Origin of the sequence: Micromonospora sp. NPDC023966 (assembly GCF_040639095.1) — a bacterium.
In the GTDB taxonomy this organism is placed as follows: Bacteria; Actinomycetota; Actinomycetes; order Mycobacteriales; family Micromonosporaceae; genus Micromonospora.
The window spans coordinates 14,383-36,233 of the sequence record NZ_JBEZZJ010000037.1 but is presented as its reverse complement, the minus strand read 5'-3'; the positions used below and the strand labels follow the sequence as shown (position 1 = coordinate 36,233).

Below are 21,851 nucleotides of genomic sequence, written 5' to 3'. Positions count from 1 at the left end.
CAGCTACTGCCGACGCGGCCCCTCGCTCCTGGTGGATGCGAGGGGCCGCACCGCTTCACAGCCGCATCTGCGGACCGCTAGGGTGGCCGCGTGACGGTGTTCCGGATCGGCGAGGCCGCCGAACTGCTCGGGGTCAGCGCGGACACAGTCCGCCGCTGGATCGACGCCGGGCGGCTCCCGGCCGTCCGGGACGAGCACGGTCACCGGGTGCTCGACGGGGCCGACCTGGCCGCGTTCGTCCGCGCCCCGGGCCACCCCGAGCTCTCCTCGGCCCGCAACCGGCTACGCGGCATCGTCACCGCCGTCGTCAAGGACACCGTGATGGCCCAGGTCGACATCCAGGCCGGGCCATTCCGGATCGTGTCGCTGATGAGCCGCGAGGCGGTCGACGACCTCGACCTCCAGGTCGGCTCGGTCGCCGTCGCCGTGATCAAGTCGACCACCGTCGTGGTGGAGCGCGCGCCCGCGCCGAAGGGAAGGACCAGCCCGTGACCGCACGGTGGATGCGTGCCGCGCTGGCCGGGCTGGTCGCGCTGACCCTGGCCGCGGCCGGCTGCGGCGCCGCCGACGACGAACCGGCCGGCGGCACGGTGACCGTCTTCGCCGCCGCCTCGCTCACCGAGTCCTTCACGAAGCTCGGCAGGGACTTCGAGGCCGCGCACCCGGGCACCCGGGTCGACTTCAACTTCGCCGGCAGTTCGGCGCTCGCCACCCAGATCACCCAGGGCGCGCCGGCCGACGTGTTCGCGGCCGCCTCGCCGGCCACCATGAAGGCCGTCACCGACGCGGGCGACGCGGCTGGGACGCCGGCCGTCCTGGTCCGCAACCAGCTCGTCATCGCCGTACCCGAGGGCAACCCCGACCGGGTCGCCGGCCTGGCCGACCTGGCCCGCGCGGGGGTGAAGGTGGCGCTCTGCGCCGAGCAGGTGCCGTGCGGGGCGGCGGCGAAGTCGGCCCTCGACGGGGCTGGCGTGCGGCTCACCCCGGCCACCCTGGAACAGGACGTCAAGGGCGCGCTGGCCAAGGTGAAGCTCGGCGAGGTCGACGCGGCGCTGGTCTACCGCACCGACGTGCGCGACGCCGCCGGGCTGGCCGCCGTCGAGTTCCCCGAGTCCGTCCGGGCGGTCAACGACTACCCGATCGTGGTGCTGAAGCACGCCGGCAACCCGGCCGGGGCCCGGGCCCTCGTCGACCACGTCCGCTCCGACGCCGGTCTGGCCGTGCTCACCGCGGCCGGGTTCCAGGCCCCGCCGAACCGGTGAGCCGATCCACGCGCCGCCGGCAGCGGGTGCCGCTGGCCCTGCTGCTCCCCGCCGGGCTCGGGCTGCTCTTCCTCGTCCTGCCGCTGGCCGGGCTGCTGGTCCGGGCGCCCTGGACCACGCTGCCCCGGCGGCTGGCCGAGCCCGGCGTGCTCACCGCGCTGCGGCTGTCGCTGGAGACCGCCACCGCCGCCACGCTGCTCTGCGTCGCGCTCGGCGTACCCCTGGCCTGGCTGCTGGCCCGGGTGCAGTTCCCCGGCCGGCGGTTGGTCCGCGCGCTGGTCACCGTGCCGCTGGTGCTGCCGCCGGTGGTCGGCGGGGTGGCGCTGCTGCTGGTCTTCGGACGGCGCGGGCTGCTCGGGTCCTGGCTGGACGCCACCTTCGGGGTGACCCTGCCGTTCACCACCGCCGGGGTGGTGCTGGCCGAGGCGTTCGTCGCCATGCCCTTCCTGGTCATCGCCGTCGAAGGCGCGCTGCGCGGCGCCGACCCCCGCTACGAGGAGGCGGCGGCCACCCTCGGCGCCGGCCGCTGGACCACCTTCACCCGGGTCACCCTGCCGCTGGTCGCCCCCGGGGTGGCGGCCGGCGCGGTGCTCTGCTGGGCCCGCGCGCTCGGCGAGTTCGGCGCCACCATCACCTTCGCCGGCAACTATCCGGGGCGGACGCAGACCATGCCGCTCGCCGTCTACCTGGCGTTGGAGACCGACCTGCAGGCCGCCATCGTGCTCAGCCTCATCCTGCTCACCGTCTCGGTGGCCATCCTCGCCGCGCTGCGCGATCGCTGGGTCGGTGTGACGTGACCACCCCACCCCTGCTCGACGCGCACCTGGTCGCCGACCGGGGCGCCTTCCACCTCGACGTGCGGCTGCACATCGGCGCCGGGGAGGTGCTGGCGCTGCTCGGCCCGAACGGGGCCGGCAAGACCACCGCCCTGCGGGCCCTCGCCGGGCTGCACCCGCTCAGCGCCGGGCACCTCACCCTCGGCGGCGCCGACCTCGACCGTCCCGACCGGCGGGTGTGGACCCCGCCCGAGCGGCGCCCGGTCGGCGTGGTGTTCCAGGACTACCTGCTCTTCCCGCACCTCAGCGCCCTGGACAACGTGGCGTTCGGGCCGCGCCGCCGGGGCGCCGACCGGCGGGCCGCCCGGGCCCGCGCGCAGGACTGGCTGGACCGGGTCGGCCTGGGCGGGCAGGCCCGGCACCGGCCGCGCCAGCTCTCCGGCGGGCAGGCCCAGCGGGTCGCGCTGGCCCGCGCGCTCGCCGTCGAGCCCACCCTGCTGCTGCTCGACGAGCCGCTCGCCGCGCTCGACGCCCGGACCCGGCTCGACACCCGCGCCGAACTCCAGCACCACCTCGGCGCGCACCCCGGCGCCACCCTGCTGGTCACCCACGACCCGCTGGACGCCCTGGTGCTCGCCGACCGGCTGGTCATCGTCGAGCAGGGGCAGGTGGTCCAGGAGGGGGACGCGGCGACCGTCACGGCCCGCCCCCGCACCGACTACGTGGCCCGGCTGGTCGGGCTCAACCTGCACCGCGGGCACGCCGACGGGCACACCGTCACCGTCGGCGGGCTCACCCTCACCACGGCGGACACCGTGCGCGGGGAGGCGTTCGTCGCCTTCCCGCCGGCCGCCGTCGCGCTGCACCCCACCCGCCCCGACGGCAGCCCGCGCAACGTCTGGCCGGCCACCGTGACCGGGGTGCAGCGGCACGGCGACAACCTGCGGGTCCAGCTCGCCGGGCCGGTCCCCGTGGCCGCCGACGTCACCCCCGCCGCGGCGGCCCACCTCGGGCTGCGCCCGGGCCAGCCGGTCTGGGCGGCGGTCAAGGCCGCGGAGACCCGGGCGTACCCGGCGTGACGCGGGCCGCTCGGCGGTCCACCCGCGCCGGTGAAAGGTTTGACGTCGGCCCGGCCGGTCACTGAACAGGGGAGCGACACGAAGGGGGGAACGGGGTGCCCGAGAGAACACGGATCCGATCCAGTCAGGACGCCGTCCTGCCGGACGACGTCACCGACCCGCTGCTGTGGCGCACCGCGTACGACGTGGCCGCCGCCCACCAGCCGGACGCGACGGGACGCTGTCCCAGCCTGCTCTGTGCCGGGCGGAGCGCGCCCTGCGAGCCGATGGTCAACGCGCGCCGGGCCATGCGGCTGGCCCGGGCCGGCGCGCGGCGCGCCGGGTTCCGGGAGACCACCGGCCGGACGGCCCGGGACCGGCGCCGGGCGGCCTGAGCCGGCCGGCGGTCAGTGAGCGGCGGAGAAGGCGGTGAGGAAGCGGTCCCGGAAGGTGTCCATCCGCCACACCGGGGCCTGCGGGCCGGGGCGCAGCCCGTCCTGCCAGCCCCAGCCGGCGACCCGGTCCAGCACGGCCGGGTCCTTGGCCACGATGGTGATCGGCACGTCCCGGCCGGCGCCCTCCCCGGTCACCGAGGCGGCCGGCTGATGGTCGCCGAGGAAGACCAGCACCAGGTCGTCCCCGCCGTAGGTCAGCACGTACGACACCAGGGTGCCGAGGCTGTACTCGATGGAGTGCCGGTAGTCGGCGCGGACCTGGTCGGCGTCCCGCTGCACGATGTCCCGGCTGCCGCCGGTGCTGGTGGACGCCGTGTGGAAGATGGTGCCGTCGCCGACCGCGTCCCAGGGCACCGGCTTCGGGATGGCCGACCAGGGGGAGTGGCTGGAGACCAGCGGCATCTCCGTCATCACCGGGGCGTGCGGCCGGTCCCGCTCCAGCCGCTGGAAGGTGGCCAGGGTGTACTGGTCGGGCATCGGCGCGTAGCTGAACTTCGGGCCCTGGTAGGCCAACTTCTCCGCGTCGTAGTACCGGTCGTAGCCGAAGAACTTCCCCTCCGGCCAGGGTTGGGTGGCGGCCGGCAACACCCCGACGGTCTGCCAGCCGGCCCGGTGGAACGCGCCGTTGAGGGTGAGCCGGTCGCCGGCCAGCAGGTCCCGGTGGCGTTGGTCGTTGTCGATCCAGAGCCCGGAGAGCAGGGTGGCGTGGGCCAGCCAGCTGCCGCCGCCGAAGGTGGGCGAGGTGAGGAAGCCGCTGCGGGCGTCGTACCCGGCCGCGCGCAGCCGGCGGTAGCCGTCGTCGAGCACCGCGTTCACGCCCGGGGCGAGTGCCGGGTCCTCCACGGCGTCCCGGCCGTAGCTCTCCACGAAGGCGACCAGCACGTCCTTGCCGCGCAGCCCGGTCATCAGCCGGTCGCCGGGCACGTCCCGGTACGCGTCGGCCGTCAGCTCCCCGGCGAACGCGGCCCGGTCGCGCAGGCCGGCCCGGACCTGGCCGACGTGCGACGCGACCAGGGTGGTCGCCGTCCGGTCGGCGACCGGCACGCCGGCGGCGCGTACCCCGAACAGGGCGCAGCCCAGCCAGAGCACGGCCAGCGCGGCGACCACCCGGACCGCGCCGGTGCGGTGCCCGGCCAGGACCCGGGCCAGCCGCCGCGCCGCGAGGGCCACCAGCACCGGCAGGCCGACCACGAGCAGCACCACGCCGGCCGCCGCGGCGACCGCGCCGGCCCGGCCGGCCGAGTCGGTGAGGTAGCCGAAGCCGTCGTCGAACAGGCCCCAGTCGAGGAGCACGTCGAACGGCCGGTCCCGGGCCACCCAGAAGCCGGTGTCCAGCAGCTTGAGCACGGTCAGCAGGCCCAGCGCCAGGCCGAGCGCCACGGCGACCGGCCGGCGGGCCCGGGTCGGCAGGACGAGCAGCAGGGCCACCGCGACCAGGGCCTCCACCGGGAGCCGCAGCACCGCGCCCGGCCCGGCCTCGGCCAGCCGGTCCGGTGCGACCAGCGCCGCCGCCACCAGCAGCGCGGCCAGCCCGGTGAGGACCGCCCCGGCCGCACGACGGGCACGGGAAGCGTTGCGCGCCGGGCCGGCGGTGCCGGCGTCGGCCACCGCCGCGTCGCCCGGTGGCGTGGCGTCCTCCGGCGTGCCGGGCGTCGGCGTGGACGCCTCGGTGTCGAGGGCGGGGGTGGCCGGCCCGGCAGGCCGGCGGAGACGGGTACGCAGTGACACGGGGGCGTCCTTCGGCGAGGGGAGGGAGGGGTCAGACCGGCTGGTGAGCGACGATCCGGACGGCGACCGGCATCGGCCGGCCGGGCGGGACCGGCCCGACGTGCAGCGCGGGGAGCGCGGTCGCGGCGGGCAGCGCGGGTCCCGCCGCCGGTACGAGCTCGACGGCCGGGACGGGTCGGACGGCCGGGGCGCCCGGGCGGTGCCGCCACAGCCAGCGCACGTCGCGGCCGAACGACTCCACCAGCAGGGCCAGCGCGCCGGCGACCAGCGCCCCGGTCGCCGCCGGGGGCAGCAGCCCGCTCGCGGCCACCGCGAGCACCACGCCCTGCGCCGCCGCGACCACCTTGCGCCAGTATCGGGGCGGTAGCGTCCCGCGCATCCAGGGCAGCGGCCAGCTCGCCGCCACGAAGGCGTACCGCATCCCGCCGATCACCAGCACCCAGGTGCCCACGGAGGGGACAAGGTGGACGCTGAGCACCAGGAGCAGGAAGGAGTCGACCTCCATGTCGAAGCGGGCGCCCAGGGCGCTCACCGTGCCGGTGCGCCGCGCCACCCGGCCGTCCACCGCGTCCAGCGCCAGCGCCACCACGGTGAGCGGGACCAGCACGGCCACCGGCGCCGGCCCGCCGTCGACGACCAGGGCGAGCACCCCGCCGACCAGCAGCGCCCGGGCCAGCGTCACCCGGTCGGCCGGACCGAGCCGGTCCGCGCCGGCCGCCCGCAGGCCGCGCCGGAGCAGCCCGCAGAGCACCCCGGCGTACGCCAGGCCGGCGAGCCAGCCCGCCACGCCGAGGCCCACCGTGGCGGCGAGCCCGGCCAGCAGGACGAACTGCACGATCAGCCCGACCGACGGGCCATTTCGAACCGTGGACACCCTGCCTCCGTGTCTATGATCGACAACCCTGCCAGTCATCACGGGAAATTCGGCCGTCCGGTTCGGTCCGGATGCGGAAAAGAGGAGAATTCGTGACCGGTGACGCCCGCGCCTTCTGGCTGCGCGCCCCTGGCGAGGGTGAGATCCGCCCGGTCGCGCTCGCCCCGCCCGGCCCCGGCGAGGTGCTGGTCCGCGCCCGCTACTCCGGCGTCAGCCGGGGCACCGAGACCCTGGTCTTCAGCGGCCGGGTCCCGCCCGACCAGTACGCCACCATGCGCGCTCCGTTCCAGGAGGGCGACTTCCCGGCCCCGGTGAAGTACGGCTACCTGAGCGTCGGCACCGTCGAGGCGGGACCGGCGGAGCTGCGCGGGCGTACCGTCTTCTGCCTGCACCCGCACCAGACCGCGTACGTGGTGCCGGCCGACGCCGTGGTGGTCGTACCCGATCGGGTGCCGGCGGCCCGCGCGGTGCTGGCCGGCACGGTGGAGACCGCGGTGAACGCGCTCTGGGACGCCGCGCCGCTGGTCGGCGACCGGGCCACCGTGCTCGGCGGCGGCATGGTGGGCTGCTGCGTGGCCGCCGTGCTGGCCCGCTTCCCCGGGGTCCGCGTGGAGCTGGTCGACGCCGACCCGGCCCGGGCCGAGGTGGCCGCGGCGCTCGGTGTCGACTTCGCGCTGCCCGCCGACGCGGCCGGCGACCGGGACCTGGTGGTGCATGCCAGCGCCAGCGCCGAGGGGCTGCAACGCGCCCTGGACCTGCTCCGCCCGGAGCGCAGCGTGCTGGAGCTGAGCTGGTACGGCGACCGCCCGGTCACCCTGGCCCTGGGCGGTGCGTTCCACTCGAAGCGGCTCGGCATCCGCAGCAGCCAGGTCGGCACCGTGTCGCCCCGGCGCGCGGACCGGAGCTACGCCGACCGGCTGGCGGTGGCCCTGGACCTGCTCGCCGACCCGGCGTTCGACGCGCTGCTCACCGGCCGGTCCCGCTTCGCGGACCTGCCCGACGTGCTGGACCGGCTCGCCTCGGGCCGGCTCCCCGCGCTCTGCCAGCTCATCACCTACGAAGAGGAGTGATCCGTGTTCAGCGTCACCGTCCGGGACCACATGATGGTCGCCCACAGTTTCCGTGGCGAGGTGTTCGGCCCGGCCCAGCGGCTGCACGGCGCGACCTTCGTCGTCGACGTCACCTTCCGCCGGCCGGAGCTGGACGCCGACGGGATCGTGGTCGACATCGGCCTGGCCACCGAGCAGCTCAAGGCCGTGCTCGGGGCGCTCAACTACCGCAACCTCGACGACGAGCCGGACTTTTCCGGGGTGAACACCACCACCGAGGTGCTGGCCCGGACGGTCGCCGACCGGCTGGCCGAGGCCGTGCACGCCGGGCGGCTCGGCGAGGGGGCGCGCGGCCTGGCCGGGATCACCGTCACCCTGCACGAGTCGCACGTCGCCTGGGCCAGTTACGAGCGGTCGCTCTGACCGGATGACCGTCGTGCACGTGGTGCTGCCGGGCGACATCGACGACCCGGCGAGCCCCAGCGGCGGCAACGGGTACGACCGGCGGGCCTGCCGCGAGCTGGCCGCGCTCGGCTGGACGGTGCGGGAGCACCCGGTGCCGGGTGGCTGGCCGCACCCGGCGGCGGCGGACCGGGCCGCGCTGGCGGGGGTGCTCGCGGCGCTGCCCGACGGCGCGGTCGTGCTGCTCGACGGGCTGGTCGCCTCGACCGTGCCGGAGGTGCTGGCCCCGCAGGCCCGGCGGCTGCGCCTCGTCGTGCTGGTGCACCTGCCGCTGGAGGACGAGGTCGAGGCCCGGGCGCTGGCCGCGGCGACGGCCGTGGTGACCACCAGCGCGTGGACCCGCCGCCGGCTGCTCGACCGCTATCCGCTCGCCGCCGACCGGGTGGCGGTCGCCCCGCCCGGCGTCGACCCGGCGCCGGTCGCCCCCGGCTCGCCGGCCGGCGACCGGCTGCTCTGCGTCGCGGCGGTCACCCCGCTCAAGGGGCACGACGTGCTCGTCGCCGCCCTGCACCGGGTCGCCGAACTGCCCTGGACCTGCGACTGGGTCGGCCCGCTCACCCGCGACCCGGACTTCGTCGCGCGGCTGCGCCGGCAACTCGCCGACGCCGGCCTCGCCGGCCGGGTCCGGCTGGCCGGTCCGTGCACCGGGGCCGACCTTGCCGCCGCGTACGCCGCCGCCGACCTGCTGGTGCTGCCGTCCCGCCGGGAGACCTACGGGATGGTGGTCACCGAGGCGCTCGCGCGGGGGGTACCGGTGCTGGCCAGCGACACCGGCGGCCTGCCCGGGACACTCGGGCGCGGCCCGGACGGCGACCGGCCCGGCCTGCTGGTGCCCCCGGCGGACCCGGCCGCGCTGGCCGACGCGCTGCGCCGCTGGCTCACCGACCCGGACCTGCGGGACCGGCTGCGCCGCGCCGCCCGGCAGCGGCGGGACACCCTCACCGGCTGGGCGGTCACCGCGCACCGACTGGCGGCCGCCCTCAAGGAGGCCACCGCGGCATGACCACCTCCCTGCTACCCCCCGACTTCGCGGACTGGCTGCGGCTGCGCGAACCCGCCGACGCGGCCGCCCGCTCCGCCGACCTGGTCGACGCGCTGCGCGCCCGGCTGCCCGCCGACCGGCCGCTGGTCGTGCACGACCTGGGCAGCGGCACCGGGTCGATGGCCCGCTGGCTCGCCCCGCGGTTGCCCGGCCCGCAGCGCTGGGAGCTGCACGAGCGGGACGCCGACCTGCTGGCGCTGGCCGCCGCGGGGGAGATCGGGTCCGCCGACGGCCGCCCGGTCACCGTGCTGACGCGGGGCTCCGACATCACCCGGTTGGCGCCCGCCGATCTGGCCGACGCCGACCTGGTCACCGCCTCGGCGCTGCTGGACATGCTCACCGCCGAGGAGGTCGAGCGGGTGGTGGCGGCGTGCGTGGGTCACCCCACCCTGTTCGCGATCACCGTGCTGGGCCGGGTGCGGTTCACCCCCGCCGACCCGCTCGACGCCGCGTTGGAGGCCGCGTTCAACGCCCACCAGCGGCGGACGGTCGGCGGTCGCGCCCTGCTCGGGCCGGACGCCGTGGACGTCACCGTGGCGGCCTTCCGCCGCCGGGGCGTGCCGGTGCGGATCCGGTCCAGCCCCTGGCACCTCGGTCCGGAGCAGGCCGCGCTGACCGCGGAGTGGCTGGTCGGCTGGCTCGACGCGGCCGTCGAGGAGCGGCCGGAGCTGGGCGGCGTGGTCGGGGCGTACCGGGAGCGGCGGCTCGCCGAGGCGGCGGACGGCCGGCTGCGCGTGGTGCTGCACCACGCCGACCTGCTGGCCGGGTGAACCATACCGGCCGGCGACACGTGACAAGGGATGGACCGAGGGAGGACCGCTGTTGTCACACGCCGCCGTCGCCGGGCCCGTCCCGGCCGCCGCGCCCGCGCCGGCCCGGTCGCTCTGGGCCTGGGCCCGCCCGCTCGCCGGGCTCGCCGTGCTCGCCGCGCTGGTCTGGTCGGTGGGCGCCGGCCCGTTCCTGGCCGGGCTGCGGCTGATCGACGCGCCGGCGCTCGCCGCCGCACTCGGCATCGGCGCGGTCACCACGGTCTGCTGCGCCTGGCGCTGGTCGCTCGTCGCCGGCGGGCTGGGCGTACGGCTGCCGCTGCCGGCGGCGGTCGCGCACTGCTACCGGGCGGTCTTCCTCAACTCCACGCTGCCCGGCGGGGTGCTCGGCGACGTGCACCGGGCGGTCCGGCACGGCCGGGACGCCGGGGACGTGGCCCGGGGTGTCCGCGCCGTGGTCTGGGAGCGCACCGCCGGCCAGGTGGTCCAGCTGGTCATCGCGGTGGCCGTGCTGGCGGCGCTGCCGTCCCCGGTCCGCCCGTACCTGCCGGCGGTGGCCGCCGGGCTGGCCGCCGCCGCGCTGGCCCTGGCGCTGGCCGCCCGGGCCGTGCCCCGCTCCGGGGCGTCCCGCTGGGCCCGCGCGGCGCGCACCGCGGTCGCCGACGTCCGGGCCGGCCTGCTCGCCCGGCGCACCTGGCTCGGCGTGGTGGCGGCCTCGGCCGTCGTGGTGGCCGGCCACCTGGCCACCTTCGTGGTGGCGGCGCGCACCGCGGGCGTCGACGCGCCGCTGTCCCGGCTGCTGCCGCTGATCCTGCTGGCCCTGCTCGCCATGGGGCTGCCGACCAATGTGGGCGGATTCGGGCCGCGCGAGGGGGTGGCCGCCTGGGCGTTCGCCGCGGCCGGGCTCACCGCCGCGCAGGGCGTCGCCACCGGCACGGTCTACGGGGCGCTGGTCCTGGTGGCCAGTCTGCCGGGGGCCGCGGTGCTGCTGGTCCGCCGGCGTCCTCAGGAGACCGGCGACTGTCGGTGATCCCGCCTACGGTGTTGGTGCGAGGTGTGCGTTGCCGGCACGTCCCGGCAGCCCGGACTGAGGAGAAGCATGGACGAAACGCTGCCCACCGCGACGGTTCGGACCCAGGTCACCGTCCCCCTGCGGTTCCCCGACGGGTACGTGACCACCGCCCGGGTGCACTCCTTCCACGGCCTGGTCGACGGTCGCGAGCACCTCGCGATCGGGCTCGGTGAGCGGCGGGACCCGGAGGCCTCTCCACCGCTGGTCCGCCCGCACAGCGAGTGCCTGACCGGCGACGTGTTCGGCAGCCAGCGGTGCGACTGCGGCCCGCAGTTGCGCGAGGCGGTCGAGCGGATCGCCGACGCCGGCGGCTACCTGCTCTACCTGCGCCAGGAGGGCCGGGGTATCGGCCTCTACGCCAAGCTCGACGCGTACGCCCTGCAGGACGGAGGGCTGGACACCTACGAGGCGAACGTGGCGCTCGGCCGGGGCGCCGACGAGCGCGACTACACGGTGGCCGCGCAGATGCTCGCCGCGCTCGGCGTGACCCGGGTGGCCCTGCTCAGCAACAACCCGGACAAGGCCGCCCAGCTGGAGCGGCTGGGGATCACGGTGGCCGACCGGGTGCTCACCGGCGTGCACCTGTCCCCGGCGAACGCGGGCTACCTGGCGGCCAAGGTGGTCCGCGCCGACCATGCCCTCGACCTGCCCTTCGTGCCGTGACCGGCCGGCCGTACGTGCTGCTCAGCTGCGCCATGTCGATCGACGGCTACATCGACGACGCGACCGGCGAGCGGCTGCTGCTGTCCAACGACGACGACCTGGACCGGATCGACGCGGTCCGGGCCGCCTGTGACGCGATCATGGTGGGCGCCGCCACGGTCCGCCGCGACGACCCCCGGCTGCTGGTGCGCAGCGAGCGGCGGCGGGCCGAGCGGGTGGCCCGCGGCCTGCCCTCGTCCCCGGCGAAGGTGACCGTCACCGCCAGCGGCGACCTCGACCCCACCGCCCGGTTCTTCACCATGGGCGACGGGCCGAAGCTGGTCTACTGCCCGCGCGGTGTGGTGGAGAAGACCCGGGAGCAGGTGGGCGCGGTGGCCACTGTGGTCGACGCGGGTGACCCGGTCACCCCGGCCGTGATCCTCGCCGACCTGGCCGGGCGCGGCGTCGACCGGCTCATGGTGGAGGGCGGCGGCACCGTGCACTGCCAGTTCCTCACCGCCGGCGTCGCCGACGAGCTGCACCTGGTGGTCGCGCCGTTCTTCGTGGGCGACCACCGGGCGCCCCGGTTCGTCGGGGAGGGCGCCTTCCCGTGGCACCCGGGCCGCCGTGCCCGGGTCGTCGAGGTACGCCAGATCGGCGACGTCGTGCTCACCCGCTACGCGCTCTCGGACCGCTGCCCCGCGGTCTGAGCCGTCGGCCCGCCGAGGTGGCGGCATCCAAGGCGCCCGGACCCCGCCACCTCGGCGACCCGGAGGACGAGGGCGCGGGGCCGGGCGGTCGGGGTCACAGCACCTGGGACAGGAAGCGACGCAGTCGTGGGTGCTCCGGGGCCTCGAAGACGGCGGCCGGCGGGCCGGCCTCCAGCACGACGCCGGCGTCCATGAAGGCCACCGTGTCGGCCACCTCGCGGGCGAAGCCCATCTCGTGGGTGACCACCACCATGGTCATGCCGGCGGCCGCGAGGTCGGCCATGACCCCGAGCACCCCCTTGACCAGCTCCGGGTCGAGCGCCGAGGTGGCCTCGTCGAAGAGCATCACCTGCGGCCGCAGCGCCAGGGCCCGGGCGATGGCCACCCGCTGCTGCTGCCCGCCGGAGAGCTGCGCCGGCCGGGCCTCGGCCTTGTGGGCCAGCCCGACCAGGTCGAGCTGGGCCCGGGCGACCTGCACCGCCTCGTCCTCGGGGAGCTTCTTGAGCTTGCGCAGCGCGAGGGTGAGGTTGCGCAGCACGGTCATGTGCGGGAAGAGGTTGAACTGCTGGAACACCATGCCGATCCGCTGGCGCAGCGCGTCCGGGTCGTCGCCCAGCACGCTGCGCCCGTCGAGCAGCACGTCACCACGGTCCGGCTCGATGAGCCGGTTGATCGTCCGCAGCAGCGTCGACTTGCCGGAGCCGGACGGGCCGATCACGCAGGCGGTCCCGCCCCGGGCCACCTCCAGGTCGGCGCCGCGCAGCACCCGGTGCTGACCGAAGGCCAGGTGCACGTCCCGGACGGCCAGGCTGACCGAGGTGGCGGTGGCGGTGCTCATCGTGGGTCCTTTCCGGCCGGAGCCGGCGCGCCGGCGGGGTCGAGTTCGACGTCGTGGTCCGGGGCGGCCACCGTCCGGCCCTGCCGCAGCCGCCGGTCGATCCAGTTGACCGCGTGGGTCAGCGGCACGGTCAGCACCAGGTAGCACAGGCCGGCCAGCAGCAGCGCGGACTCGTTGCCGGTGGTGGCGGCGTAGTCCTGGCCGATCCGGAACAGCTCCCGCTGGCTGGCCACCAGACCGAGGAAGTAGACCAGGCTGGAGTCCTTGATCAGCGCGATGAGCTGGTTGACCCAGGCCGGCAGCACCCGGCGTACGCCCTGCGGAACGATGACCAGGCGCATCGCCTCGCCCCAGGAGAAACCGAGCGCCCGGGCCCCCTCCAGCTGGGCGGCCTCCACGCTCTGGATGCCGGCGCGGAAGATCTCACCGATGTAGGCGGCGGCGATCAGCGACAGCGCCAGCACGCCGAGCGGGTAGGGGTTCGGGCCCCACACCTGCATGCCCAGCGGCGCCAGGCCGACGCCGATGAGCAGGATGGTCGCCGCCGCCGGCAGGCCGCGGAAGACGTCGGTGTAGACCCGGGCGGGCCACCGCAACCATCGGGTACGCGAGATGCCCGCGACGGCCAGCAGCATGCCCAGCACCGAGCCGAGCAGGGCGGCGGAGACCGCCAGGATCAGCGTGTTGGGCAGCCCGACGGTCAGCATCTCGGGCAGCGCCTCGCGCATGGCGTCCCAGTCGAAGAAGGTCTCCCACAGGGTGCTCAGTGGATCCATGTCTCCGTCCGCCCCGCTCGTCTGGATCGTTCCGGGTCAGGAAGCCGCTGACGGCGACGGCACGGCCACCGTGCCGCTGCCCGGCTTGAAGTCGGCCGGGATCGGCCGGCCCGGGTAGTACTGCGCCTGGAGCCGGCTCCAGGTGCCGTCGGCGATCACCTCGTCGAGGCCCTTGTTCAGCGCCTCGCGCAGCTTGTCGCCTCCCTTGGCGAACGCGTACGCGGTCGGGGCCGGGCTGAGCTGCTTCGCGGCCACCTTGATCTTCCCGCTGCTGTCCGCGGCGGACTTGTCGCCGATCTCGGCCGGGGCGATCCAGGCGTCGGCCGTGCCGGCCTTGAGCTGGTTGACCGCGCCGTTGTAGTCGGGCACCCGCACCGGGTTGAGGTTCTCCCGGGTGGCGTAGTCGTCCTGGACGGTGCCCTGCACGACCACGACCCGCTTGCCGGCGAGCTGGTCGAAGCCGCTGATCGGGGAGCCGGCCGGCACGTCCAGTCCGAAGTAGCCGAAGTCGTAGCCGTTGCCGAAGTCGACGGTCTTCTTCCGGGCCTCGGTGATGGTGATGGAGGAGCTGCCCACGTCGAACTTGCGGTTGTTCACCTGGGAGAGCAGGGCGGAGAAGTCGGTGCCGACGAACTCCACCTTCAGGCCGACCTTCGCGGCGACGGCGGTGAGCAGGTCGTTGTCGAAGCCGGTGAACTTGCCGTCCTTCAGGTACACGTTCGGCGGGGCGTCGGTGAGCGTGCCGGCCCGCAGCACGCCGGCCTGGAGCAGGCCGTACGGGTTGGCGGCCTCGCTGGTGGCGCCGTCGTCGCCGCACGCGGTGAGGGCGGTGGCGGCGAGCACGGCGGCGGCGCCGAACGCGGCGGCGCGGGTCAGGGCGGAACGGAATCGCACAGGTGTCTCCAGGGTCCGGGGCGGCGTGGGCGCACGCCGCCGACGGCACGCCCGAGGCGGGCGAGCCGGAAGGGATGGTGCGGAGGTGGAGGGGAGTGGCGCTCAGCGCGCGTCGGGGCGGCGACAGGCGTCGCTGCACACCCGCATCAGGTCGACGTGCCGCCGCTTGACCAGCGCGAAACGCGCCGGGTAGGCGATGCCGTCGGCGGGCGGGGTGCGAAGCTGAGCAAACATGGTTCCCTCTGGTCGGTGATGACCTGGGTACCAGGCCACGCTTGCACCGGCGGCTGCCGGTGCCTGGTCCTCACCCGGGGCACCCCACCGCGGAGGAGGGTTGCCGGCCAGCGAGCCGGGGCTTGGCGCTGGCGCTCATGACCTGCCGAGAAGGCTAGCAGCAGCCCCGCCCCGGGCGTCCAGCCGTTATGACCGCCCTCACGCTGGCGCCTTACCGGCGGGCCGGCATGACCGGGGCGTCCCGCCCGGTGCCGTGCCGCGACGGCGTCCGCTGCTCGTGGTAGTCCTGCTCGACGTTGACCGTCCAGACGTCGTGGCCGGCGTCGTGGGCGATGTTCTCGGCGGTCAGCATGGCGGTGAGCATCGAGTGGTCCGCGTTGTTGTAGCGGTGCATCCCGTTGCGCCCCACCGGATGCACGTTCGGCACCTCCCGGGCCAGCCAGTGTCGGATCACGTCCACGTTGTGCTGGTAGCGCTCGTCGTAGACGGGGTACGCCTTCGGCATCCGGACCACGTAGCCGGCCTCCACGCAGCCGGGGCGGACCAGGCCCAGCCGCTCCAGCTCGGCGGTGGCGAAGGCGACCAGGTCCGCGTCCGGGGTCCGCCACATCTCGTCGTCCTCGAACACGAAGTACTCCAGCCCCAGGCAGGTCCGCCCGTCCTTCACCAGGTACGGCGACCAGGACCCGAAGTTCTGGATCCGGCCCACCTTGGCGGCCGGGTCGTGCACGTAGATCCAGTTGTCCGGGAAGGAGAACTCCTCCGGCACCACCAGCGCGACGGTCAGGAAGTCCCGATACCGCAGGTCGTCGGCGGCGGCCCGTACCTCCGGCGGGGCCTCCGGCTGCATGGCCCGCACCAGCGCGGAGATCGGCATCGAGGAGATCACGTGGCCGGCCGGTTCGGTGCGCTCGCCCCCGGCGTCGACCACCGTGACGGCGGTGGCCCGCCGCTGCGCCGGGTCCCGGTGCACCTCGGTCACCCAGGTGTTGGTGCGGACCGTGCCGCCCCGCTTCTCCACCTCCTCGGTGCAGCGCTCCCACATCATCCCGGGGCCGTGCTTCGGGTACTGGAACTCCTCGATCAGGCTGGTCACGTCCTTGCGGTTGCGCTTGGGCAGCAGCGCGTTGAGCACCGCGGTGGAGAGCGACAGGTTCTTGATCCGCTGGGCGGCCCAGTCCGCCTGCAACTGGTCGGCCGGCATCCCCCAGACCTTCTCCGTGTACGTCTTGAAGAAGATCGAGTAGAGCCGCCAGCCGAACCGGGCCGACACCCACCCCTCGAAGTGCGACTGGTCCTTCGGCGGCCGCAGCCGGGCCCGGCCGTACGACCCGACGCAGCGCAGCGCCTCCCGCAGGCCGAGGTTGCGCAGCGCGTTGGTGGCGTTGAGCGGGTAGTCGTAGAGCGCGCCCCGGTAGTAGATCCGGCTCATCCGCGGCCGGAGCAGGAAGTCCTCGTCCGGCAGGATCTCGTGCCAGAAGTCCTCCACCCGGGAGACCTTGGTGAAGAACCGGTGCCCGCCGATGTCGAACCGCCAGCCGTCCCGCTCCACCGTGCGGCTGATCCCGCCGACCACCTCGTCGGCCTCGTAGACCCGGACCGGCTCGCCGTGCCGTAGCAGCTCGTACGCGGCGGTCAGCCCCGCGGGCCCCGCCCCGATGATCACGGTCCCGTTGCCGTCACCCATGCCGTCCGCGCCCCCCGCCAGCAGCCTGCCGATGCGGCAGCGCCCTTACCCGTCCTGCCGGCCGACTCACCTGCGCCCGCGATCCGCCGGCCCCGGGTCACCCGTTCGGGGTGGGGCGGGTGTGAACCGGCGCGGAACGGGGAAGCGCCGACGGTTTCCCGGTCCGGGGGTCGGTCGCGGGGCGACCGGTGGGAGCGGGATGGCGGACGAGCGGCAGGCCGGGACGGCGGACGTACCCGGCCCCGACCTGCGGCCGGGCGCGCGCGCTCGGCTGGCGGCGGCGGGCCGTCGGCTCGCCGCGCGGGTCCCCGCCCCGTGGGGCTTCGTGCTCGCCGTCTTCGCCGGCTCGAAGCTCGTGCTCAGCCTGATCGGCGTGCTGGTGCTGACCGCCTGGGACCAGGTGCCCGGCGCGCCACCCGCCGACGAGGCGATGATGCGGGCCCAGCAGGACGAGATCTCGTCGCACCGCTGGATCTCGCTCTGGTTCGCCTGGGACTCGTTCCTCTACGACCACCTGGCCCGGGTGCCGCTGGACCGGCCGTGGACCGATTTCGGTTTCCCGCTGCTCTACCCGTTCCTGGCCCGGCCCCTGGCGCCGCTGTTCGGCGGGCACACCGCCTGGGCGCTGCTGCTGGTCGCCAACGTGGCGCTGCTGTTCCAGCTCTACTACGCCCACCGGCTCGGCGCCCGGCTGCTCGGCGCCGGCGACCCGGGCGACGCCGGCGCGGACGGCCGGCGCGTGGCCCGCTACCTGCTGCTCCTGCCCACGGCGTTCCTGTTCCAGGCGGCGCTGACCGAGTCGCTCTTCGTCTGCCTCGCCCTGGCCGCGTTCTGGTACGCCGAGCAGCGCCGCTGGCTGGTGGTCGGGATCGTCGGCTACTTCCTGGCGATGAGCCGCTCGGTCGGCTTCGTGGTGGTGATCCCGCTGGCCCTGGTGCTGCTGCGCCAGCACGGCTGGCGGCTCGACCCGCGCACCCTGGCGCGCTACCTGCGCCAGGGCTGGCCGCTGCTGCTGGTCCCGGCCGGCTGGCTCACCTTCATGGCGTTCTGTGGCTGGCAGAGCGGCGACTGGTTTGCCTACCAGCACGCCCAGGAGAAGGGCTGGGGGATCAAGGTGCAGAACCCGCTGGGCGTGGCCGGGTCGGCGCTCGTCGGCGACAACTCAGCCGACACCTTGCGGGTCTGGATCGCCGTGGCGATGCTGATCGTGGCGGCCGTCGGGCTGCGCCGGCGGGCCGACTGGCCGTACCTGGTCTACACCGTGATCGTGGTGCTGGTGCCGCTGTCGATGGGCCCGCCGGTGTACAAGAGCCTGCTCCGCTACCTGCTCGCCGCCTTTCCGGTGGCGCTCGTGCTGGCCCGCTGGGCCCGCCGGCCCGGCCTCGACGCCTGGCTCACCGCCGGGCTGGCGCTGCTCCAGGGCGCGCTGTTCGCCGTCTGGCTGACCTACTGGACCCACCTCATCATCTGAGCCGCCGCCCGGCACGACGGTCGGCCGGGCCGCAGAATGGCCGGATGAGCGACCGGCGGGTGACCCTCGACGACCTCGGCGCCTGGCTGATCAAGGGCAATGCGGACGCCGTGGACCTGGCGGGCCGCTTCGCCGCCGACGCCCGGGTGACCAGTTGGTGCGTCCGCCCCGGTTACCGGGTCCGGCTGATGCGCCCCGGGCAGCCGGTGGTGTTCTGGGCCAGCGGCAGCCGCGGCCGGGCCCCGTACGGGGTATGGGGCCTGGGCCGGGTCGCCGCGGCGCCGATCCCCGGTGAGCCGGGCGGGCCGTGGACCCTGCCGCTGGACCTGACGATCCTGGACGAGCCGCGGCGGGTGCGGCGGGAGGTGCTGCGGTCCGACGCCCGGCTGGCCGGGGCCGAGGTGTTCCGCCAGCCGCAGGCGGCGAACCCGTCGTACCTGACCGTGGCGCAGTTCGCCGCGCTCCGCGACCATCTCCCCGCCCCGCATGGTCCGGTCCGGCCCGGGTAGATCGCACCCAGCCGGAGGAGCGAGGTGGGCGATGGCCGGGACGTGGTTGATGGGCGCGGGCGCCACGACGGCGGGACGGCGGCCGACCGCCGTGCTGGTGGCGGTGCATCCCGAGGGCGGCGACGGGAGCGGCCCGGGGACCGAGACCTCGCTGGCCGAGCTGAGCCGCCTGGCGGACACCGACGGGCTGACCGTCGCCGACGCGGTGGTGCAGAACCGCCCGAAACCCGACCCGGCCACCTTCGTGGGCTCCGGCAAGGTGGACGAGCTGGCCGCGGTGGCCGAGCGGACCCACGCCGACGTGGTGATCGCCGACGGCGAGCTGAGCCCCGGTCAGGTGCGCAACCTCGAGGAACGCACCGGGGTGCGGGTGGTCGACCGGACGGCGCTGATCCTGGACATCTTCGCCGAGCACGCCCGCACCAGCGAGGGCCGGGTGCAGGTGGAGCTGGCGCAGATCGCGTACCAACTGCCCCGGCTGCGCGGTGACGGCCGCGCGCTGTCCCGGGTGGGCGGCGGCCGGATGGCCGGCGGCGCCGGCATGGGCGTCCGCGGCCCCGGTGAGATGAAGCTGGAGACCCAGCGCCGCCGGTTGCGGCAGCGGGCCACCCGGCTGCGGGGCAACGTCGCCGAGCTGGCCCGGCGGCGGGAGCGCAACCGCGGCCGGCGGGCCCGCAACCGGGTGCCGTCGGTCGCCATCACCGGCTACACCAACGCCGGCAAGTCGGCCCTGCTCAACCGCCTCACCGGCGCGGACGCGCAGGTCCAGGACGTGCTCTTCGCCACGCTCGACCCGACGGTACGGCGGATCTCCACGGGCGACCTCACCTACACCGTCACCGACACCGTCGGGTTCGTCCGGCACCTGCCGCACCAACTGGTCGACGCGTTCCGCTCGACGCTGGAGGAGGTGAGCGGCAGCGACCTGGTGCTGCACGTGGTGGACGCCGCCGCGCCGGACGCGCTGGAGCAGATCACCACCGTGCACGGCGTGCTGCACGAGATCGGCGCGGGGGACGTGCCCGAGCTGCTGGCGCTCAACAAGATCGACGTGGCGCCGGCGGAGTGGGTGGCCGCGCTCTGCCGCGCCTGCCCGGACGCCGTGCCGGTCTCGGCGCTGACCGGCGAGGGTGTCGACCGGCTGCGCGCCGCGCTGGCCGCCTGGCTGGGCCGCCGCTGACCGGAGGCCGTCCCGGACCGGGGCTTGCTATGCAACTCGTTGCATAGCAAGATGGCCGGCATGTCGCTGGAGCACGCCATCCTCGTCTCGCTCCTGGAACAGCCCGCCTCCGGCTACGAGCTGGCCCGGCGCTTCGACCGCTCGATCGGCCGCTTCTGGACCGCCACCCACCAGCAGATCTACCGGGTGCTCAAGCGGATGGAGAGCGACCACTGGCTCACCGCCGAGGAGGTCGGCCAGGAGGGCCTGCCGGACAAGAAGGTCTGGTCGGTCACCCCCACCGGGCGATCCGCCCTGGTCACCTGGCTGCGCGCCCCGGTGCAGCCGGAGGCGGTCCGGCACGAGCTGGCCGTCAAGATCCGCGGCGTCGCGTTCGACGACGCGGCCGGGCGCGCCGCCCTGGTCGCCGAGGTCGAGCGCTACCGCGCCGATCACGAGGCCACCCTCGCCGGCTACCTGGCCGGCGAGCGCCGCGACTTCCCCGACCCCGCCGCCCGGGACGCCCGCGCGGCGCTCCAGCACGTCGTGCTGCGCGGCGGCATCGCGTACGAGCGCATGGTGCTGGCCTGGCTCGACGACGTCCTCGACACCCTCCGCGACCTCGACCCCGCCACCGCCAGGAAGGCCAACCCGTGACCGACCCGCTGCTGTTCCACCCCCACCTCTACGACCCCGCCGACCTCGACGAGACCTCCCGCCGGCTGCTGCGCGCCACCATCGACTGGTTCGAGTCCCGCGGCAAGCGGGCCCTGGTGGAGAGCTACAACCACCACGAGTGGTACGCCGACTTCCTCGACTTCGCCGCCAAGGAGGGGCTCTTCGCCACCTTCCTCACCCCGGCCGCCGACGGCGGCGGCGACCCGGACAAGCGCTGGGACACCGCCCGCAACGCCGCGCTCAGCGAGATCCTCGGCTTCTACGGCCTCGGCTACTGGTACACCTGGCAGGTCACCGTGCTCGGCCTCGGGCCGGTCTGGCAGAGCGGAAACGCCGCCGCCCGGGCCCGCGCCGCCGCGCTGCTCGACGAGGGGCACGTGATGGCCTTCGGCCTCTCCGAGCGGCCGCACGGCGCCGACATCTACTCCACCGACCTGCTGCTCACCCCCGACGGGGAGGGTGGCTTCCGGGCCACCGGCGGCAAGTACTACATCGGCAACGGCAACGTCGCCGGGCTGGTCTCCGTCTTCGGCCGCCGCGCCGACGTCGAGGGCCCCGAGGGGTACGTCTTCTTCGCCGCCGACAGCCGGCACCCGGCGTACCGGCTGGTCCGCAACGTGGTCAACGCGCAGATGTACGTCAGCGAGTTCCGCCTGGAGGACTACCCGGTGCGCGCCGAGGACGTGCTGCACACCGGCCCGGCCGCCTTCGACGCCGCGCTCAACACGGTCAACGTCGGCAAGTTCAACCTCTGCACCGCCTCCATCGGGATCTGCGAACACGCCATGTACGAGGCCGTCGGCCACGCCCACAATCGGGTGCTGTACGGCCGGCGGGTCACCGACTTCCCGCACGTGCGCCGCGAGCTGACCGACGCGTACGCCCGCCTGGTGGCCATGAAGCTGTTCAGCGACCGGGCGGTCGACTACTTCCGCTCGGCCGGCCCGGACGACCGGCGCTACCTGCTGTTCAACCCGATGACCAAGATGAAGGTCACCACCGAGGGCGAGAAGGTGATCGACCTGCTCTGGGACGTGATCGCCGCCAAGGGCTTCGAGGCCGACACCTACTTCGACAAGGCCGCCAAGGACATCCGCGGCCTGCCGAAGCTGGAGGGGACGGTGCACGTCAACCTGGCGCTGATCCTCAAGTTCATGCCGAACTACCTGTTCCGGCCGGTCGAACACCCGCCCGTGCCGACCCGGCGCGACCCGGCCGACGACGAGTTCCTCTTCCGGCAGGGTCCGGCCCGCGGCCTCGGCGCGATCCGCTTCCACGACTGGCGCGCCGCCTACGACGCGCACGCCCACCTGCCCAACGTGGCCCGGTTCCGGGAGCAGGCCGACGGGCTGACCGCCCTGCTCGCCGCGCACGCCCCGGACGAGGCCCAGCAGCGGGACCTGGACTTCCTGCTCACCGTCGGCCAGCTGTTCGCCCTGGTCGTCTACGGCCAGCTGATCCTGGAGCAGGCCGAGCTGACCGGCCTCGACGCCGACCTGCTGGACGAGATCTTCGACCTGCTGGTCCGGGACTTCTCCGGCTACGCCACCGAACTGCACGGCAAGGCGGCCACCACCGAAGCGCAGGCCGCCTGGGCGCTCGCCCACCTCCGCCGCCCGGTCACCGACGCCGACCGCACCGCCCGGGTGTGGCAGCGGGTGGTCGCCCTCTCCGGCGCGTACGAGATGGACCCCTGACGGGATCGGTC

The 21,851-nt window shown here is 75.2% G+C and carries 23 protein-coding genes, 1 pseudogene and 1 riboswitch; of the genes and pseudogenes, 17 read left to right on the top strand and 7 right to left on the bottom strand.

Annotated features, from left to right (window positions below; translation table 11 throughout):
* Positions 1–90: 90 nt before the first annotated feature.
* The 5 genes from AB0F68_RS29885 (at position 91) to AB0F68_RS29865 (ending at position 3,491) form a co-directional block, all read left to right on the top strand.
* A complete protein-coding gene (locus AB0F68_RS29885) occupies positions 91–492 on the top strand; it encodes a MerR family DNA-binding transcriptional regulator (RefSeq protein ID WP_357344258.1) in 402 nt (133 codons plus the stop codon).
* 11 nt (positions 493–503) lie between these two features.
* Positions 504–1,262 carry a molybdate ABC transporter substrate-binding protein gene (gene modA / locus AB0F68_RS29880; protein ID WP_357344297.1) on the top strand — a complete coding sequence of 253 codons (759 nt, stop codon included), beginning with the start codon at positions 504–506 and terminating at the stop codon, positions 1,260–1,262.
* Entirely contained in the window at positions 1,259–2,059 is an 801-nt protein-coding gene (locus AB0F68_RS29875) for an ABC transporter permease (protein ID WP_357344256.1), read from the top strand. Before modA ends, AB0F68_RS29875 begins: the two co-directional genes overlap by 4 nt.
* The gene (locus AB0F68_RS29870; protein ID WP_357344254.1) at positions 2,056–3,117 is read left to right on the top strand and encodes an ABC transporter ATP-binding protein; all 1,062 of its coding nucleotides are present in this window, start codon (positions 2,056–2,058) and stop codon (positions 3,115–3,117) included. Before AB0F68_RS29875 ends, AB0F68_RS29870 begins: the two co-directional genes overlap by 4 nt.
* Before the next feature lie 95 nt (positions 3,118–3,212).
* Positions 3,213–3,491, top strand: coding sequence for a hypothetical protein (locus AB0F68_RS29865; protein ID WP_357344252.1), 279 nt, complete (start codon positions 3,213–3,215; stop codon positions 3,489–3,491).
* A 12-nt stretch (positions 3,492–3,503) separates the two neighbouring features.
* Here AB0F68_RS29865 and AB0F68_RS29860 read toward each other — a convergent pair whose 3' ends face one another.
* Both AB0F68_RS29860 and AB0F68_RS29855 read right to left on the bottom strand, forming a co-directional pair.
* The gene (locus AB0F68_RS29860) at positions 3,504–5,279 is read right to left on the bottom strand and encodes a sulfatase-like hydrolase/transferase (RefSeq protein WP_357344250.1); all 1,776 of its coding nucleotides are present in this window, start codon (positions 5,277–5,279) and stop codon (positions 3,504–3,506) included.
* 58 nt (positions 5,280–5,337) lie between these two features.
* A pseudogene (locus tag AB0F68_RS29855) lies at positions 5,338–6,192 on the bottom strand (CDP-alcohol phosphatidyltransferase family protein); the annotation flags it as partial.
* Between the two features lie 53 nt (positions 6,193–6,245).
* On the opposite strand from AB0F68_RS29855, the gene AB0F68_RS29850 reads away from it, so the two are divergent.
* From AB0F68_RS29850 to AB0F68_RS29820, 7 genes are all read left to right on the top strand, one after another.
* The gene (locus AB0F68_RS29850; protein WP_357344248.1) at positions 6,246–7,223 is read left to right on the top strand and encodes a dehydrogenase; all 978 of its coding nucleotides are present in this window, start codon (positions 6,246–6,248) and stop codon (positions 7,221–7,223) included.
* Between the two features lie 3 nt (positions 7,224–7,226).
* Positions 7,227–7,625, top strand: coding sequence for a 6-carboxytetrahydropterin synthase (locus AB0F68_RS29845; RefSeq protein ID WP_357344246.1), 399 nt, complete (start codon positions 7,227–7,229; stop codon positions 7,623–7,625).
* Between the two features lie 4 nt (positions 7,626–7,629).
* Positions 7,630–8,667, top strand: coding sequence for a glycosyltransferase family 4 protein (locus AB0F68_RS29840; RefSeq protein ID WP_357344245.1), 1,038 nt, complete (start codon positions 7,630–7,632; stop codon positions 8,665–8,667).
* Complete coding sequence (locus AB0F68_RS29835; protein ID WP_357344243.1) at positions 8,664–9,476, top strand: SAM-dependent methyltransferase; 813 nt, start codon at positions 8,664–8,666, stop codon at positions 9,474–9,476. Before AB0F68_RS29840 ends, AB0F68_RS29835 begins: the two co-directional genes overlap by 4 nt.
* A 52-nt stretch (positions 9,477–9,528) precedes the next feature.
* Entirely contained in the window at positions 9,529–10,503 is a 975-nt protein-coding gene (locus AB0F68_RS29830) for a lysylphosphatidylglycerol synthase domain-containing protein (protein ID WP_357344241.1), read from the top strand.
* A gap of 69 nt (positions 10,504–10,572) precedes the next feature.
* Positions 10,573–11,208, top strand: a complete 636-nt coding sequence (gene ribA, locus AB0F68_RS29825; RefSeq protein ID WP_357344239.1) for a GTP cyclohydrolase II — start codon at positions 10,573–10,575, stop codon at positions 11,206–11,208.
* Entirely contained in the window at positions 11,205–11,897 is a 693-nt protein-coding gene (locus AB0F68_RS29820) for a RibD family protein (RefSeq protein WP_357344238.1), read from the top strand. Before ribA ends, AB0F68_RS29820 begins: the two co-directional genes overlap by 4 nt.
* A gap of 94 nt (positions 11,898–11,991) precedes the next feature.
* Here the strand turns inward: AB0F68_RS29820 and AB0F68_RS29815 are convergent, their stop codons facing one another.
* The 5 genes from AB0F68_RS29815 to AB0F68_RS29795 form a co-directional block, all read right to left on the bottom strand.
* Positions 11,992–12,735, bottom strand: a complete 744-nt coding sequence (locus AB0F68_RS29815) for an amino acid ABC transporter ATP-binding protein (RefSeq protein ID WP_357344236.1) — start codon at positions 12,733–12,735, stop codon at positions 11,992–11,994.
* Entirely contained in the window at positions 12,732–13,511 is a 780-nt protein-coding gene (locus AB0F68_RS29810; protein WP_357344234.1) for an amino acid ABC transporter permease, read from the bottom strand. Before AB0F68_RS29810 ends, AB0F68_RS29815 begins: the two co-directional genes overlap by 4 nt.
* A gap of 36 nt (positions 13,512–13,547) precedes the next feature.
* A complete protein-coding gene (locus AB0F68_RS29805; RefSeq protein WP_357344232.1) occupies positions 13,548–14,405 on the bottom strand; it encodes an ABC transporter substrate-binding protein in 858 nt (285 codons plus the stop codon).
* Positions 14,406–14,507: 102 nt separating this feature from the next.
* Positions 14,508–14,639: a hypothetical protein gene (locus AB0F68_RS29800; protein ID WP_357344230.1), complete on the bottom strand. Its 132-nt coding sequence runs from the start codon at positions 14,637–14,639 to the stop codon at positions 14,508–14,510.
* A 32-nt stretch (positions 14,640–14,671) separates the two neighbouring features.
* A riboswitch (SAM riboswitch) is annotated at positions 14,672–14,782 on the bottom strand.
* Between the two features lie 68 nt (positions 14,783–14,850).
* Entirely contained in the window at positions 14,851–16,326 is a 1,476-nt protein-coding gene (locus tag AB0F68_RS29795; RefSeq protein WP_357344228.1) for an NAD(P)/FAD-dependent oxidoreductase, read from the bottom strand.
* 199 nt (positions 16,327–16,525) lie between these two features.
* Here AB0F68_RS29795 and AB0F68_RS29790 point away from each other — a divergent pair, with 199 nt between their 5' ends.
* Genes AB0F68_RS29790 through AB0F68_RS29770 form a run of 5 tightly spaced genes read left to right on the top strand, consistent with a single transcriptional unit; the run spans position 16,526 to position 21,840 of the window.
* A complete protein-coding gene (locus AB0F68_RS29790) occupies positions 16,526–17,797 on the top strand; it encodes a hypothetical protein (RefSeq protein WP_357344226.1) in 1,272 nt (423 codons plus the stop codon).
* 44 nt (positions 17,798–17,841) lie between these two features.
* On the top strand, positions 17,842–18,306 hold the full coding sequence (locus AB0F68_RS29785; RefSeq protein ID WP_357344225.1) for a hypothetical protein: 465 nt from the start codon (positions 17,842–17,844) through the stop codon (positions 18,304–18,306).
* Positions 18,307–18,337: 31 nt separating this feature from the next.
* Entirely contained in the window at positions 18,338–19,486 is a 1,149-nt protein-coding gene (hflX, locus tag AB0F68_RS29780) for a GTPase HflX (RefSeq protein ID WP_357344223.1), read from the top strand.
* Positions 19,487–19,546: 60 nt separating this feature from the next.
* Positions 19,547–20,122 carry a PadR family transcriptional regulator gene (locus AB0F68_RS29775; RefSeq protein ID WP_357344221.1) on the top strand — a complete coding sequence of 192 codons (576 nt, stop codon included), beginning with the start codon at positions 19,547–19,549 and terminating at the stop codon, positions 20,120–20,122.
* Positions 20,119–21,840, top strand: coding sequence for an acyl-CoA dehydrogenase family protein (locus AB0F68_RS29770; protein WP_357344219.1), 1,722 nt, complete (start codon positions 20,119–20,121; stop codon positions 21,838–21,840). The genes AB0F68_RS29775 and AB0F68_RS29770 overlap by 4 nt, the downstream gene beginning before the upstream one ends.
* The last annotated feature ends 11 nt before the right edge of the window (positions 21,841–21,851 follow it).